This window comes from Pseudomonas sp. RIT-PI-q, from assembly GCF_001297125.1.
In the GTDB taxonomy this organism is placed as follows: domain Bacteria; phylum Pseudomonadota; class Gammaproteobacteria; order Pseudomonadales; family Pseudomonadaceae; genus Aquipseudomonas.
The window spans coordinates 1-12,774 of sequence record NZ_LHPC01000027.1; the positions used below are offsets into that span (position 1 = coordinate 1).

Sequence of the window (12,774 nt, forward strand, 5' to 3'; positions counted from 1 at the left end):
GTGGGATATTTACCTCTGCAACTACCTTTTAGGCAGGTTGAAAAGCGGCGAAAGCCGCCTTTCAAGCCAACAGAAACGTAAAGGATGTCCCCGGTTTCGTTTGTAAAGGATGTATCCGTTTCTACACTGCGATGAACGCACCACATAATCCCAGTCCAAAACACATCAGCCGGCAGATCTCGACAAACCACTGCCTACACGAGAAGAAGCGCTCGCCTACTACCGACAAGACGAAGGCCCTCGTCCTTCCTAGCAGTACGTTTTGACTTTTTTCATGCACTACAAGATAGAAAAAACAGGTAGTCAGGACTATTCAATTGCCGCCCAATGAGAGCCTCCAAGCTGTTTATTTGCTCGTCCGATAATTCGTATTCATAGATCGGGTCATCTGGCTCCCGCCATCCCATTAAAACGGCGAGTCGTTCAAAATTTTCAGCTGGGATCTCTATCTGAAAAGCCAGCCGCTCCGTTGCTTTATAAAACGCCCGGACTGAGTGCTTCATTTTTTTCGTTCTACTCATCCGGCTCCCCTCCGCCAATCTGCTGCTACCTATGCGCGTATTCCACAGCCCTCTCATTCAGTCGATGACGTTAAATAAAGATCCAGCCCTTGAGGAAAAGCCAACGAGGCCAAGCATTCAATCTCAAGCACCTGTGTCGCTGTGAGTCGAAAATCCACGCCGATACAATCATTGCTGTTCGTCCATTGCATAACGGGCATCAAGTCCTCCACTGACAAACCAATATTCTGCTCAAATACCAGTTCATCCTTATCCGAATGAAAACCCATCACTGAAAAATTCATGGTTCCACCTTCAGTATCGAGACTACGAGTAACTCCCGATGAACAGACTTAGCCTTTCTATGGAAGGCTCCCCAAGAACTTCAGCCATGCGCTTCACCTGCCCGGGCGTTAGTTCTGACTGCCCACCCAAACCATCTTCAAGTGAAGACTAGTTCATTACCTCGAACACCGATGGCTCTAAACCTTTCTGTATGACTCGTTTGTACTGCAAAGAATCATCATCCTCCGGCTCTGGAAAAAAGCCTGTTATGCGTAAGTACATAGCAGCCGGCCTTACTTGGCACAGTGAGCACACACCTCGACGCCCTCTCAAAAGTTAGCTACCAGACATCGCGGTAGTCGAAAGACACCTGATAGTCGTAGGAGGACAACTCGATGGTGTGAACAAAATGCGATTGCAGAGTCACAGCCCAGTCACCGTTAACATCGAACCCACCGTTATTGATGTTGTTTTCTGGCTCAATCCCCAGTTCATCCATGACCGAAGTATCATCCCCAAAGTCTTGTGAATACTCTCGCCCTTCGCCTATTTCGGTTTTTTTGTCGTACCAATTCAGTCGAATTTTCAGTCCCATGGCGTCCTCACAGAAATTTCTTGATGTTGCGACCCGGTTTCGGATCGTCTATCCGCTCCCCGGTAACGTGATTGAAGGAACCTAAGTGGCTTCCGTCGCTGGCGCGATAAACTTCCAGCTCACCATGCATAGAGTCCCACTCATAAACTGTTCGACCTTTAGCATCCGTCCAGCGCTCTCGAAGCCCTCCACCCCCCTGTTGAGGCGTTCTTTTCTTGGCCTCTTTCAAACCTGGAAATCCAGTTATCTCTTCAATCGTAGGAGAGGGATGGTAACTGTGACCTATTCCCGGGAGCCCTTTACGCCGTACGCTCAAAACTATGTACAGCGGCCTAACCCCCGAATCCGCCGGAAACACCAGAATGAAATCCTGATACTCCGGCGGATACACCGGGCTGACAATGATGCTGTCAGCCCTATCGGTAGGCGGAAAAATCCACACTTGAGGCGCTTGCGGTGCTGCTTCCAGCGCCGGGATACCCAACGTATCTGCCGGGTTCGCTGCGGGTGTCCAGATCAACTCGACCCCGCCGCCAAAGTCAGCCACTTGTTGTGAGCCACGAGCCTTGAACGTCACAACGGGAATCATCTCCCAATCACGACGGCTCTGAGTGTTGTAGCCGTAACCTTTGAGCGTACCGTCAGCCTGCGCCTCCACGCGCAGCCGAACTCGCGTCCGCGCTTGTTTGAGTGACCTTAGTTGTTCATCGGTATACAACGCGCCGTCGCCCAGGCTCGAGGGAGCCAGCAAGGCGACCAAACCAACCAATGCACCGGCCGCAACTCCAGCCGTGATGACACCGGCGCTGGCACCTGCAACAGCAACGGTTGTCGGAGCAATCGCTGCACCACCCAACGCCAAAGAGCCGATGCCTGCCGGCAAAACACCGCTTATTTTCTTGAGCGGTAAACACCCGGAATCATCAGTGTGGCGACCTCCCAATAAAGTGAATTCGCCATAGTCTTTAACGCTGTCCGTGGGCAGAAATCCGGATGGGCTGGCGTAGTCGATGATGGAGTCCGGTAACTTGCAAGACTTGGCAAATACGCAACCGGCGAGCGCCTGGCGCTCTTTCTGAGACGTCACCACCCGACTCTGTTCGTATGCCTCCTGTCTCGCCATCATGGCTTCATACGCGTTTTGCCTGGCATCCCTTTCCGCCATTTCGCTAGCGGTCATGTCACGTAGATAGCGGTAACCTCCTCCATCGGTGTCGTAGTGCTCCCACACTTGCGGTGTGTCCTTGCTCCTGCTCATCCGTCTCCCTCTCGGTCGCCACTGAAAACTCCCAGCTGAAAGCTGTAGCCGGTGACGTTACCGAGTGTTTGACGATGCGGTTGTAGGGTGAATCTGAACCTGCCGTACGATCCCTCCTCATCACTATTTGCAGCTGACTGCGCTCAAAACTTGCCGCAAAATCAGGCCCTCATCGGCATGCCCCTTACGGACGACGCACCATGAACCTCGCCCCCAACTTCCCCGACGATCACGCCATGCACCTGCTTATGCAGTTGCTGCACGAAGAACTCGGCCTGCCCGAACGGAAAACCATCAGCCTCAGCACCTCGATCAATTTCGACTTGGGCTGCGACGGTGCTGATGCGCGAAACCTGATGGAAGCGCTGGAAGATCAGTTCGCCATCGACTTCATCGATTACGACGCCTATCGCTACTTTCAGCCGGAAGGGTTTGATGTGTTTCTCAAGCGCAGGGCGAAGGGGCGCGGCGACAAAGTCCCGCTGACTATCGGAATGCTTTACAAAGCGGTCAAATCGCAGCGGTGGGAAACACAGCAATTGGAAAACCAATAAAAGCAAATGCCACGTCTAAATCTGCACGTTCAACTGCAATTATTCTGGCGCTATCACCTAAGAAGTGAAGGAATATTAGCTGCATGGCTAGAAAAACGGCACCGCTGCTCCCGTCGATTGCACGACTGCTTACTGAGCTCGGCGAACGCCTCAAACTGGCTCGTATGCGTAGACGGCTAACGGCGAAACAGGTGGCTGAGCGAGCCGGGATGTCGGTCATGACATTGCGCTCTCTGGAGTCTGGTAGTGCGGGAGTGACGATGGGGGCTTATCTGTCGGTGATGCATGTATTAGGTCTGGAGCAAGACTTAAACAAGGTCGGCTCTACCGATGAAATGGGACGTCAATTGCAGGATGCTCAACTAACCCGCATCACGAGTCCGAAGGCTAAAAAAACCGGACGTAAACGAAGCTTGAGCGCCATTAAAGCAAGCAGAGCAACCAGCTCAAGCATAGAGGGAGTCATTAGTAAGCCGAATCTGAGCACGAGCATCATTAACTCGTTTCCTCTCAATACCTACTCGTTATCCGCGCTCCTGGTCAGGAAAAAAAAGACCGAGCCAAGCACATAACGAGCGGATGATAACGCTGAAGAATCGTTCTCCAACGCCTATCGCTACTTCCAACCAGAAGGCTACGATGTCTTCCTCAAACGCAGAGCCAAAGGACGTGGCAATAAAGTGCCGCTGACTATCCAAATGCTCTACCAGGCCATCAAGGCCCAACGCTGGGACACTCGGACGCTGGAAGGCCTCTAACGTCCGCAGCGAACACCTATAAGGACATAGCGTGGACGTACTGATGGGTTTACTCGCTGCCTTGCTGTGGGGCGGCACGGATTTTCTGGTGGGTTTGAATGCCCGTGCGGTGGGCGTCAAACGTGCCGTGTATTTCGGTCAGGCACTTGGTTTTATCATCATGAGCCTGCTGCTGATGGCCTTCCCCATCTTCATTCTCAGGTCCATGGCCGCTCCGATCGAAACGTGGTTGATCGGCATCGCCGCCGCTGTGTTGACCGTGTCGGGTGCCTTGGCCCTGTCCAAAGCCTTCGCCCTCGGCAAAGCTTCTATCGTCGCTCCGCTGGTGACCTCCTATGGCGTGGTCACCACGTTGTTGTCCTGGGCGGGCGGTGAACAGATCAGTCTGATTCAACTGTTGTGCATCGCCGTCTGCGTGATCGGCGTCGTTCTTTCCAGCATTCACTCCGACCCGAACATCCCACACACCACCCGGGCCCGTAGTTCCATTGCTTACGCGCTGCTGGCGGCGGTGTTCTATGGCACCAGCTTCTGGCTGCAGGGCCACTTCGTCCTGCCGGTGCTTGGACCGGTGACGATGCTCTGGTTGGCCTATCTCGTTGGGCTGATCGTGTTGGTAGTGATGGTGTTGAAGATCAAGGATGGCTTGAAAATTCCGCCGTTGAAAAACTGCATGACACTGACGGGCGCCAGCCTGATGAACCTTGGCGGGTTCTCAGCATTCGCTTGGGGCGCGGTGGCGGGGTCGGTTTCGGTGGTGACGGTGATCAGCACGCTGTCCGGAGGAATCGCAGCGATTCTGGGGTATGTGTTTTTCAAGGAACGACTGGGGAAGATACAAGTGCTGGGTGTCGTTTTGGTGTTGCTCGGCGCGTTCGTTTTACACCTGAAAACGTAAACCAGACGCCCACAAAAAAGCCGCCCCAAAGGGCGGCTTTTTCATTACATCAAACCAAACCTTACAACTTAGGCCCAGCAGCCTTGATCGCGTCGCTCACTTCAAACTTCTTGAAGTTCTCGACAAACAACCCGGCCAGTGCTTTAGCGGCTTCATCATAAGCAGCCTTGTCAGCCCAGGTGTTACGTGGGTTCAACAGGCCGGTTTCAACGCCCGGTACGGCCAATGGCACGTCGAGGTTGATGGTGTCGAGGTGTTCGGTTTCAGCACCGATCAACGCGCCGCTCTGGATCGCTGCGATGACGCCGCGAGTGGTCGGGATGTTGAAGCGTTTGCCGACGCCGTAGCCGCCGCCGGTCCAGCCGGTGTTGACCAGGTAGACCTTGGAGCCGAAGCCGCGGATGCGCTTGATCAGCAGTTCAGCGTATTCGCCAGCCGGACGCGGGAAGAACGGTGCGCCGAAGCAGGTGGAGAAGGTCGACTTGATGCCGCTGCCGGAACCCATTTCGGTCGAGCCCACCAGTGCGGTGTAGCCGGACAGGAAGTGGTAGGCCGCTTGTTCTTCGCTGAGGATCGACACTGGCGGCAATACGCCGGTCAGGTCGCAGGTCAGGAAGATCACTGCGTTTGGCTCGCCACCGAGGTTCTTCTCGGAGCGCTTGGCAACGTGCTCCAGCGGGTAGGCGGCGCGGCTGTTCTGGGTCAGGCTGACATCGGTGTAGTCGGCGTGCTTGGCGTCGTCGATGACGACGTTTTCCAGGACGGCGCCGTGCTTGATGGCTTTCCAGATGACCGGCTCGTTCTTCTCGGACAGGTCGATGCACTTGGCATAGCAACCGCCTTCGATGTTGAACACCACGCCCTCGCCCCAGCCGTGTTCGTCGTCACCGATCAGGTAACGGCTTTCGTCAGCCGACAGGGTGGTTTTACCGGTGCCCGACAGACCGAAGAACAGGGTCACGTCGCCTGCTTCACCGATGTTGGCGGCGCAGTGCATTGGCAACACGTCAGCGGCCGGCAGCAGGTAGTTCTGCACGGAGAACATGGCTTTCTTCATTTCACCGGCGTAACGCATGCCAGCGATCAGCACTTTCTTCTGTGCGAAGTTGAGGATCACGCAACCGTCGGAGTTGGTGCCGTCACGCTCTGGCACGCACTCGAAGTTGGCAACGTTGAGGACTTGCCACTCGTCACGGCCAGCCGGGTTGTACTGAGCCGGGTTGATGAACAGGCAACGGCCGAACAGGTTCTGCCAGGCGGTCTGGGTGGTCATCTTCACGGGCAGGTAGTGGTCGGCGGACGCACCTACATGCACGTGGGAAACGAAATGCTCTTGCGCATTGTTGAACGCTTCAACGCGGTCCCACAGGGCGTCGAACTTGTCGGCCGGGAACTTGCGGTTGATCGGGCCCCAGGCGATGGAGGCCGAAGTGGACGGCTCGTCAACGATGAAACGATCGACTGGCGAGCGGCCAGTGCGGTGACCGGTGCGAACAGTCAGCGCGCCGGTATCGGCAAGCTCGCCCTCACCGCGACTCAGAGCTTCTTTTACCAGATCATCAACACTCAGATCGGTGTACACGGCGTTATTGGCTTGCGTCATGAGATTCCCCGTCGGCCAGTGGCCGAGTGTGCTCCAAACGTTTTGTAGTAGAAAGTCGTGCACTACTACCGCGACAAAAAGTGGGCCGGATTATGCCAGAAACGCCCAAAAATAGTAGGGCCCTCCCGTCGTAACGGCGTTATTCCGGCGCTAAGCAGTGAATTTACCTGCGCTGAACCGTTTTAGTGACGGGTATCTGACGGCGTCTCGACACCCGCTCCAGCGAATAATTGAGCGATATCGGCCGCGTCAAACAGGTAGCGCTGGTTGCAAAACTGGCAGTCGATTTCGATGTTTCCGCCATGTTCGATGACCAGCGACTGGGCATCTTCCAGACCCAAGCTGACCAGCGCATTGGCAGAACGTTCGCGCGAGCAACTGCAACGGAAACGCAGTTTCTGCACATCGAACAGACGAACCTGCTCTTCATGATAAAGCCTGTGAAGCACGGTTTCATTGTCCAGGCTGAGCAATTCATCGGCGGTCAGGGTGCTGGCCAGCGCGGTGACGTGCTGCCAACTGGCGGCGCGTTCTTCTTCGTCTTTCAGACGGTCGGCGGGCAATTGCTGCAGCAACAGGCCACGGGCGCGACGGCCATCGGCGTACAACCAGAAGCGCGTGCCGACCTGCTGGGACATGACGAAGTAGTTAGTGAAGCACTCCGACAGCGTTTCGCCATCAAGGTCGACGATGCCCTGATAACGCTGGCCTTGAGTCGGGTCTACAGTCAGTGCCAGTACACCGTTCGGCATCAGGTCGGCGAGGGTCGCGTCCGGGGCAATCTGGTCAGCCTCGTAACGGGCCAGGCCACGGATTTCGCGCTCGCTGGAGCACTCGATCATCAACAGCGGCACCGGGCCGTCGGAACGGGCCTGGAGAATCAGCAGACCATCGAACTTCAAGGTGCCGACCAGCAACGACGCTGCGGCCATCAGTTCGCCGAGCAGTTGTTTGACCGGCTCCGGATAGGCGTGTTTGGCAAGGACTTCAGCGTAGCTACGCTCCAACGAAACCAGCTCGCCGCGGGTGTCGCTGTCATCGAAGATGAAGCGTTGGGTGTAGTCGGTATCCGTTAGATCGGTCATAAATTTGGGTATCTGAAGTAATGACAAAAAATGTTAAAAATTGTCTAGCAGTTCTATCTTGGTGCGCAAGGTTCAGCCATGGGAGGCATTTTATGAACAATCCGGGTTTGTTCCAAGCAAGGTGGAACCTGCGCCGGTTGGCTTTGTGCAATTTTGTGCCGCTGATGCTGCTGGCCTTCTGGTTATGGCCTACGGGTCAGATGGTGTGTGTGATTTTCGACGAGTGGTTTTTCCACCAACTCAACGCACCGCTGGCAACGGACCCGATATGGCTGCACTTCTGGGCAATTGCAAGTCTGCGCCCCTTCGATGCGGTGGTTGGGGTGATTTTGCTGACACTTTTGATCAAGGGCGACTGGGTGTTCGAGGCCGCTGAAGTGCGACAGGCGTTTTTCGGCTTTCTCTCGATTCTGCTGATGCTGCTGTTTATCCGCCTGCTGTTTTCCCGGTTCGCCGTCTACATGGACTGGCAGCACGGCAGTCCGTCGATGACGGTCGATAGCGCCGTCCGGATGAGCCACTACCTTCCAGGGTTTGAGAAGGCTTGGGAATTGAAGGATCGATCGAGCCAGAGCTTCCCGGGCGACCATGCTTCGGTGTTGCTGGTCTGGGCGATGTTCATGACGATATTCAGCCGTACGTCCTGGCAGGCCATTGTGATCTGGGGCCTGGCGCTGCTGTTCATGATGCCGCGCCTGGTGGCGGGCGCAAACTGGGCGCAGGACGATTACATTGGCGGCGTGCTGCTGGCGGTGTGGGCGTTGGGTTGGGGTTATTACACGCCGTTTGCCTATTATGTTTCGGGGTTTTTCATGCGGGTGACGGCGCCGTTGTTTGATTGGCTGGGGAGATTGCCGGTGGTTTCGCGGATGAGTGTGGTGCGTGGCGACTGATTGTGCGGGGCTGCCGGGCGAGTGCTGCGCACTCGTTCGCGGGCAAGCCTCGCTCCTACAGTTGAACGCGGTCAAATGTGGGAGCGAGGCTTGCCCGCGAAGGCGTCCTCTCAGCCACCGCAGAAACAACTGCCTTACTCGTCATTACTGCTCCCACGAAACTTAAACAAATCCCGCCGCTGCTTCTTGCTCGGCTTGCCATCGGTGCTGACCCCCAGCGAGCCGGCCTTGCGCATGGCCGCTGCCGCTTCGCGCTTGGCGATGCTGGCGTCGGTTTCGGCGTAAAGCGTCTGCGCTTCCGGCGCGCCACGACGCACAATCGATAGCGCCTGAACCACCACCGTGCGTTCCTCGAAGCCCATGCGAATCTGAAATTCGTCGCCGATCCTCGGTTCCTTGCCTGGCTTGCAGCGCTCGCCCCGGCAATGCACCTTGCCACTTTCGATAGCCGCCTTGGCCAAGGCACGTGTTTTGTAAAAACGCGCCGCCCACAACCACTTATCGAGACGGACCTTGTCGTCCTCTTCCTGTTTTTGTGCCACTGGAATTCCTCTTTTAGCCCATAGTCGGAACTGTACTACCGTTTCTGTCGGGCGCAAGAACCCGGCCCTCCAGATAAACTGTGATCTTGGCCGGCTCCCCGGCATGGAGTGATCGAGTGACTATATTTCCGTCTGAACTGACCTCGCCTAAAAGCGGTTGCAAGGGCTGTCAGCAAAGCGAGCCGCTGGGCTTCGATTTTGCCTTCGCCTACCAACCGATCGTCGATTTGCGAGACCAGTCGATTTTCGCTCACGAAGCGCTGGTGCGTGGTCTGGCCGGCGAAGGTGCGCTGACGGTGCTCGATCAGATCACCGAGGCCAACCGTTACCGTTTCGACCAGCTCTGCCGGACCCGAGCCATTGAAGGTGCGGCGAATCTAGGGATGCAAACGCACCTCTCGATCAACTTCATGCCCAACGCGGTGTACCGCCCGGAGCTGTGTATTCGCAGCACTCTGGAGGCCGCGAAAAAGCACAACTTCCCGATCGACCGGCTGATTTTCGAAACCCTGGAAAGCCAGCATGTAGATAACTATCGCCATTTGACTAATATTCTGCGTGAATACCGCGAATTCGGCTTCAAGACCGCCATCGATGATTTCGGGGCGGGCTACTCGGGGCTCAATCTGCTCGCTGATTTCCAACCGGACCTGATCAAACTCGACATGGCACTGATCCGCGATGTCGATCACGATCGCGTTCGTCAGGCTATCGTTCGAGGGGTTGTCACAATGTGTGCGGAGTTGAACGTTACAGTCATCGCCGAAGGCATCGAAAGCGCCGGAGAACGGGATTTCCTGGCGGACTGTGGAATTTTTCTGATGCAGGGCTACTGGTTCGCCAAACCTGCATTCAAAGCGTTGGCTCAGGTAACACCTGGGGCCTGGACGCGTTAATCGCGGTTTTTCCTATTGAAGACATTTGACCATTTGACCGTTGTCGGTCTGCGCGAGTGGGTGGCGCTCCCGGATTTGGGAGTTGCGGGCCTGCGGGCAAAAATCGACACCGGTGCCAGCACCTCCAGCCTGCACGCCACCGACATCGAGACGTTCGAGCGCGACGGTGAGCAGTGGGTGCGCTTTACTGCCCACTTGGGCACGGTGGTGCAATTGCGCCACCGACGTTGCGAAGCACCGCTGGTGACGCGCAAAACCATTAAAAGCTCAAACGGCCACGCGCAGATGCGCTACGTGGTCAGCACCACCCTGGCCCTCGGTGATCGGGTCTGGCGGGTCGAGTTCACGCTCGCCTGCCGCAAGTCCATGCGTTATCGCCTGTTACTCGGTTCCAAAGCCCTGATCGACGGCCAGCTGGTGGTCAATCCGGGCATTAAATACATACAAGACAAGCCGGTGTTCCCGGTATCTACCTCCTCCACAGGTGTTGCATGAAGATCGCTGTGCTGTCGCGGAACCCGCGTCTGTATTCCACTCGTCGTCTGGTTGAAGCCGGTATCGAACGTGGCCATGAAATGGTGGTGATCGACACCCTGCGCGCCTACATGAACATCGCCAGTCACAAACCGCAGATCCACTACCGCGGCAAGCCGCTGGAAGGTTTTGATGCGGTGATCCCGCGGATCGGTGCTTCGGTGACGTTTTATGGCTGCGCGGTGTTGCGTCAGTTCGAAATGATGGGGGTGTTCCCGCTCAATGAGTCGGTGGCCATTGCCCGTTCGCGGGACAAACTGCGTTCGCTGCAATTGCTCTCACGTCGCGGGATTGGTTTGCCGGTTACCGGTTTTGCCCACTCCCCGGACGACATTCCCGACTTGATCGACATGGTCAACGGCGCGCCGCTGGTGATCAAAGTGCTCGAAGGCACCCAGGGCATCGGCGTAGTGCTGTGTGAAACGGCGACGGCGGCGGAGTCTGTGATCGAGGCGTTCATGGGCCTCAAGCAAAACATCATGGTGCAGGAATACATCAAGGAAGCCGGCGGTGCGGACATTCGCTGCTTCGTGGTCGGCGACAAGGTGATCGCGGCGATGAAGCGTCAGGCCAAGCCTGGGGAGTTTCGCTCCAACCTGCATCGGGGCGGCAGCGCCAGCCTGATCAAGATCACCCCGGAAGAACGCATGACTGCGTTGCGTGCGGCGAAGGTCATGGGATTGGCGGTGGCCGGTGTGGATATCCTGCGTTCCAATCATGGGCCGCTGGTGATGGAAGTGAACTCGTCGCCGGGGCTGGAAGGGATTGAGACCACCACCAGCAAGAACGTGGCGGGGATCATCATTGAGCATCTGGAGAAGAATGGCGGGCCGAATATGACGCGCACCAAAGGCAAAGGTTAAACCCAGAGATTTATGGCGGCTGGAAGGCCGCCTTCGCGGGCAAGCCCGCTCCCACAGGGTTATTGGTTGGCCGCAAAATTATGGTCAACACATAACCACTGTGGGAGCGGGCTTGCCCGCGAAGGGGCCATCAGCCCCACCGAAAAATGCCAGCGCTTAAACCGCATCCCGCGGCAACATCAACCCCAACGGCAACCGCACCCGCGCTTCCAGCCCACCACCGGACCGGTTGCGCAGCTCAACATTGCCGCCATGCATCGAAGCAATCCGCTTCACAATCGCCAGGCCCAACCCGGTGCCCTTGCCACCCCGTGCCCGATCGCCACGGGGGAACGGGTTAAAGATCGCCTCCAGTTCCGACGGATCAATCCCCGCCCCACGGTCCATCACACTCAGCACAACATACGGCGCGCTGGTGTCCCCGGACACATAAGCTGCCACCTCGACGCCGCTGCCAGCATGGTTCAAGGCGTTGCCGATCAGGTTATTCAGCAACCGCTTCATCGACACCCGACGCAACGGGAATGGCTGAATCGGTTCCAGGCGCAGGCGCACCTTTTCTTCGTTCTGGTTGTACGGCGCGGCGACTTCACGCACCAAATCGCTCAGATCGACCTCTTCAACCGACTCATCACGGCCATCGCGAATGAACGCCAGGAACTGGTCGAGAATCGCGTCCATGTCCTCAATGTCGCGGACCATGTCGTCGGTCAGGTCGTTGTGGTCGCCCATCAGCTCCAGAGATAGCCGCAAACGGGTCAACGGCGTGCGCAAGTCATGGGACACCCCGGCCAGCATCAACTCACGCTCGCGGCCGGCCTGTTCGACGTCTTCGGCCATTTGGTTGAACGCGCGGTAAACTTCGGTCATCTCACTCGGCGTGTCGCTGATCGGCAGGCGCACGCTGCGGCCCTGACCCAATTGCCTCGCGGCATAGACCAGACGCTTCAACGGTTGATTGAGCTGGCTGACGAAGATCCACGCCGACGCGGTGGACAGCAAACCGATGGCGAGGAACCAACCAAGCACGTTCCAGATTTTCTGGCCGCGCAACGGGTGTGGATACAGCGGCACTTTCAGCCAGCCATCGCCCAGGCTGGGTGCCCGAACCCACAGTGCCGGCGGCGAGTGCATGCGCAATCGGACTTCGGTGTCGGGGCCCAGCTCGGTTTGCATCTGCCGCTGGTAGATCTCGCTGTAGGGCCAATGCTGCTCACCTTCCGGCACACCAGCACCCACCACACGAATCAGAGGCACGGCATCGGCAATCTTGCCGCGGTTTTCTTCATCGGCGGCCCAATAGGCGCGCAGCGTCAGGGCGACGCCGTGGCTGTATTGGCGGTCCACCAGCACGTCTTCGTTCATCAGCAGATAAACCAGGGTCAGTGCCTTGGAGAACAGGACGACGATCAGCACCAGCCACAGGGTGCGGGAGAAGAAGCTCTGGGGGAACCAAACGGGGGTTTTCATGGATAACCGCTACACACTTGCAGGAGCGAGCGATGCTCGC

The 12,774-nt window shown here is 56.9% G+C and carries 15 protein-coding genes and 2 pseudogenes; 8 read left to right on the plus strand and 9 right to left on the minus strand.

Annotated features, from left to right (window positions below):
* Positions 1-272 precede the first annotated feature (272 nt).
* The 5 genes and pseudogenes from AEQ67_RS11915 to AEQ67_RS11930 all read right to left on the minus strand — a co-directional run bounded on the left by AEQ67_RS11915 (position 273) and on the right by AEQ67_RS11930 (position 2,638).
* Positions 273-521, minus strand: a complete 249-nt coding sequence (locus tag AEQ67_RS11915) for a DUF7683 domain-containing protein (protein WP_236710312.1) — start codon at positions 519-521, stop codon at positions 273-275.
* Between the two features lie 53 nt (positions 522-574).
* Positions 575-805: a hypothetical protein gene (locus AEQ67_RS11920; RefSeq protein ID WP_059404054.1), complete on the minus strand. Its 231-nt coding sequence runs from the start codon at positions 803-805 to the stop codon at positions 575-577.
* A 22-nt stretch (positions 806-827) separates the two neighbouring features.
* A pseudogene (locus tag AEQ67_RS36685) lies at positions 828-1,067 on the minus strand (pyocin S6 family toxin immunity protein).
* A gap of 58 nt (positions 1,068-1,125) precedes the next feature.
* Positions 1,126-1,380, minus strand: a complete 255-nt coding sequence (locus tag AEQ67_RS11925) for a colicin E3-like toxin immunity protein (RefSeq protein ID WP_059404055.1) — start codon at positions 1,378-1,380, stop codon at positions 1,126-1,128.
* 7 nt (positions 1,381-1,387) lie between these two features.
* A complete protein-coding gene (locus tag AEQ67_RS11930) occupies positions 1,388-2,638 on the minus strand; it encodes a colicin E3/pyocin S6 family cytotoxin (RefSeq protein ID WP_059404056.1) in 1,251 nt (416 codons plus the stop codon).
* Between the two features lie 200 nt (positions 2,639-2,838).
* On the opposite strand from AEQ67_RS11930, the gene AEQ67_RS11935 reads away from it, so the two are divergent.
* The 4 genes and pseudogenes from AEQ67_RS11935 (at position 2,839) to AEQ67_RS11945 (ending at position 4,848) form a co-directional block, all read left to right on the plus strand.
* Positions 2,839-3,192, plus strand: a complete 354-nt coding sequence (locus AEQ67_RS11935; RefSeq protein ID WP_059404057.1) for a DUF1493 family protein — start codon at positions 2,839-2,841, stop codon at positions 3,190-3,192.
* 83 nt (positions 3,193-3,275) lie between these two features.
* The gene (locus AEQ67_RS11940; protein WP_059404058.1) at positions 3,276-3,764 is read left to right on the plus strand and encodes a helix-turn-helix domain-containing protein; all 489 of its coding nucleotides are present in this window, start codon (positions 3,276-3,278) and stop codon (positions 3,762-3,764) included.
* A gap of 33 nt (positions 3,765-3,797) precedes the next feature.
* A pseudogene (locus AEQ67_RS36690) lies at positions 3,798-3,950 on the plus strand (DUF1493 family protein); the annotation flags it as partial.
* A 43-nt stretch (positions 3,951-3,993) separates the two neighbouring features.
* Entirely contained in the window at positions 3,994-4,848 is an 855-nt protein-coding gene (locus tag AEQ67_RS11945; protein ID WP_059404059.1) for a DMT family transporter, read from the plus strand.
* 61 nt (positions 4,849-4,909) lie between these two features.
* Here the strand turns inward: AEQ67_RS11945 and AEQ67_RS11950 are convergent, their stop codons facing one another.
* On the minus strand, positions 4,910-6,451 hold the full coding sequence (locus AEQ67_RS11950) for a phosphoenolpyruvate carboxykinase (protein WP_059404060.1): 1,542 nt from the start codon (positions 6,449-6,451) through the stop codon (positions 4,910-4,912).
* Between the two features lie 182 nt (positions 6,452-6,633).
* Positions 6,634-7,536, minus strand: coding sequence for an Hsp33 family molecular chaperone HslO (gene hslO / locus AEQ67_RS11955; RefSeq protein ID WP_059404061.1), 903 nt, complete (start codon positions 7,534-7,536; stop codon positions 6,634-6,636).
* A 92-nt stretch (positions 7,537-7,628) separates the two neighbouring features.
* On the opposite strand from hslO, the gene AEQ67_RS11960 reads away from it, so the two are divergent.
* Complete coding sequence (locus AEQ67_RS11960) at positions 7,629-8,429, plus strand: phosphatase PAP2 family protein (protein ID WP_059404062.1); 801 nt, start codon at positions 7,629-7,631, stop codon at positions 8,427-8,429.
* 134 nt (positions 8,430-8,563) lie between these two features.
* Here AEQ67_RS11960 and AEQ67_RS11965 read toward each other — a convergent pair whose 3' ends face one another.
* Positions 8,564-8,971 carry an RNA-binding S4 domain-containing protein gene (locus tag AEQ67_RS11965; protein ID WP_059404063.1) on the minus strand — a complete coding sequence of 136 codons (408 nt, stop codon included), beginning with the start codon at positions 8,969-8,971 and terminating at the stop codon, positions 8,564-8,566.
* A 116-nt stretch (positions 8,972-9,087) separates the two neighbouring features.
* Here AEQ67_RS11965 and rimA point away from each other — a divergent pair, with 116 nt between their 5' ends.
* The 3 genes from rimA to rimK are packed head-to-tail and all read left to right on the plus strand — an operon-like array spanning position 9,088 to position 11,264.
* Entirely contained in the window at positions 9,088-9,867 is a 780-nt protein-coding gene (gene rimA, locus AEQ67_RS11970; RefSeq protein ID WP_059404064.1) for a S6 modification regulatory phosphodiesterase RimA, read from the plus strand.
* Between the two features lie 15 nt (positions 9,868-9,882).
* A complete protein-coding gene (gene rimB / locus AEQ67_RS11975; protein ID WP_059404065.1) occupies positions 9,883-10,362 on the plus strand; it encodes a retropepsin-like aspartic endopeptidase RimB in 480 nt (159 codons plus the stop codon).
* Positions 10,359-11,264: a 30S ribosomal protein S6--L-glutamate ligase gene (gene rimK, locus AEQ67_RS11980; protein WP_059404066.1), complete on the plus strand. Its 906-nt coding sequence runs from the start codon at positions 10,359-10,361 to the stop codon at positions 11,262-11,264. Before rimB ends, rimK begins: the two co-directional genes overlap by 4 nt.
* A 156-nt stretch (positions 11,265-11,420) precedes the next feature.
* Here the strand turns inward: rimK and AEQ67_RS11985 are convergent, their stop codons facing one another.
* Complete coding sequence (locus AEQ67_RS11985) at positions 11,421-12,734, minus strand: ATP-binding protein (protein WP_059404067.1); 1,314 nt, start codon at positions 12,732-12,734, stop codon at positions 11,421-11,423.
* Positions 12,735-12,774: the final 40 nt, after the last annotated feature.

Bases quoted from the DNA above. Each gene is read 5' to 3' on its own strand.
- AEQ67_RS11915 (WP_236710312.1), bottom strand. From the start codon at position 521: ATGAGTAGAACGAAAAAAATGAAGCACTCAGTCCGGGCGTTTTATAAA.
- AEQ67_RS11920 (WP_059404054.1), bottom strand. From the start codon at position 805: ATGAATTTTTCAGTGATGGGTTTTCATTCGGATAAGGATGAACTGGTA.
- AEQ67_RS11925 (WP_059404055.1), bottom strand. From the start codon at position 1,380: ATGGGACTGAAAATTCGACTGAATTGGTACGACAAAAAAACCGAAATA.
- AEQ67_RS11930 (WP_059404056.1), bottom strand. From the start codon at position 2,638: ATGAGCAGGAGCAAGGACACACCGCAAGTGTGGGAGCACTACGACACC.
- AEQ67_RS11935 (WP_059404057.1), top strand. From the start codon at position 2,839: ATGAACCTCGCCCCCAACTTCCCCGACGATCACGCCATGCACCTGCTT.
- AEQ67_RS11940 (WP_059404058.1), top strand. From the start codon at position 3,276: ATGGCTAGAAAAACGGCACCGCTGCTCCCGTCGATTGCACGACTGCTT.
- AEQ67_RS11945 (WP_059404059.1), top strand. From the start codon at position 3,994: ATGGGTTTACTCGCTGCCTTGCTGTGGGGCGGCACGGATTTTCTGGTG.
- AEQ67_RS11950 (WP_059404060.1), bottom strand. From the start codon at position 6,451: ATGACGCAAGCCAATAACGCCGTGTACACCGATCTGAGTGTTGATGAT.
- hslO (WP_059404061.1), bottom strand. From the start codon at position 7,536: ATGACCGATCTAACGGATACCGACTACACCCAACGCTTCATCTTCGAT.
- AEQ67_RS11960 (WP_059404062.1), top strand. From the start codon at position 7,629: ATGAACAATCCGGGTTTGTTCCAAGCAAGGTGGAACCTGCGCCGGTTG.
- rimK (WP_059404066.1), top strand. From the start codon at position 10,359: ATGAAGATCGCTGTGCTGTCGCGGAACCCGCGTCTGTATTCCACTCGT.
- AEQ67_RS11985 (WP_059404067.1), bottom strand. From the start codon at position 12,734: ATGAAAACCCCCGTTTGGTTCCCCCAGAGCTTCTTCTCCCGCACCCTG.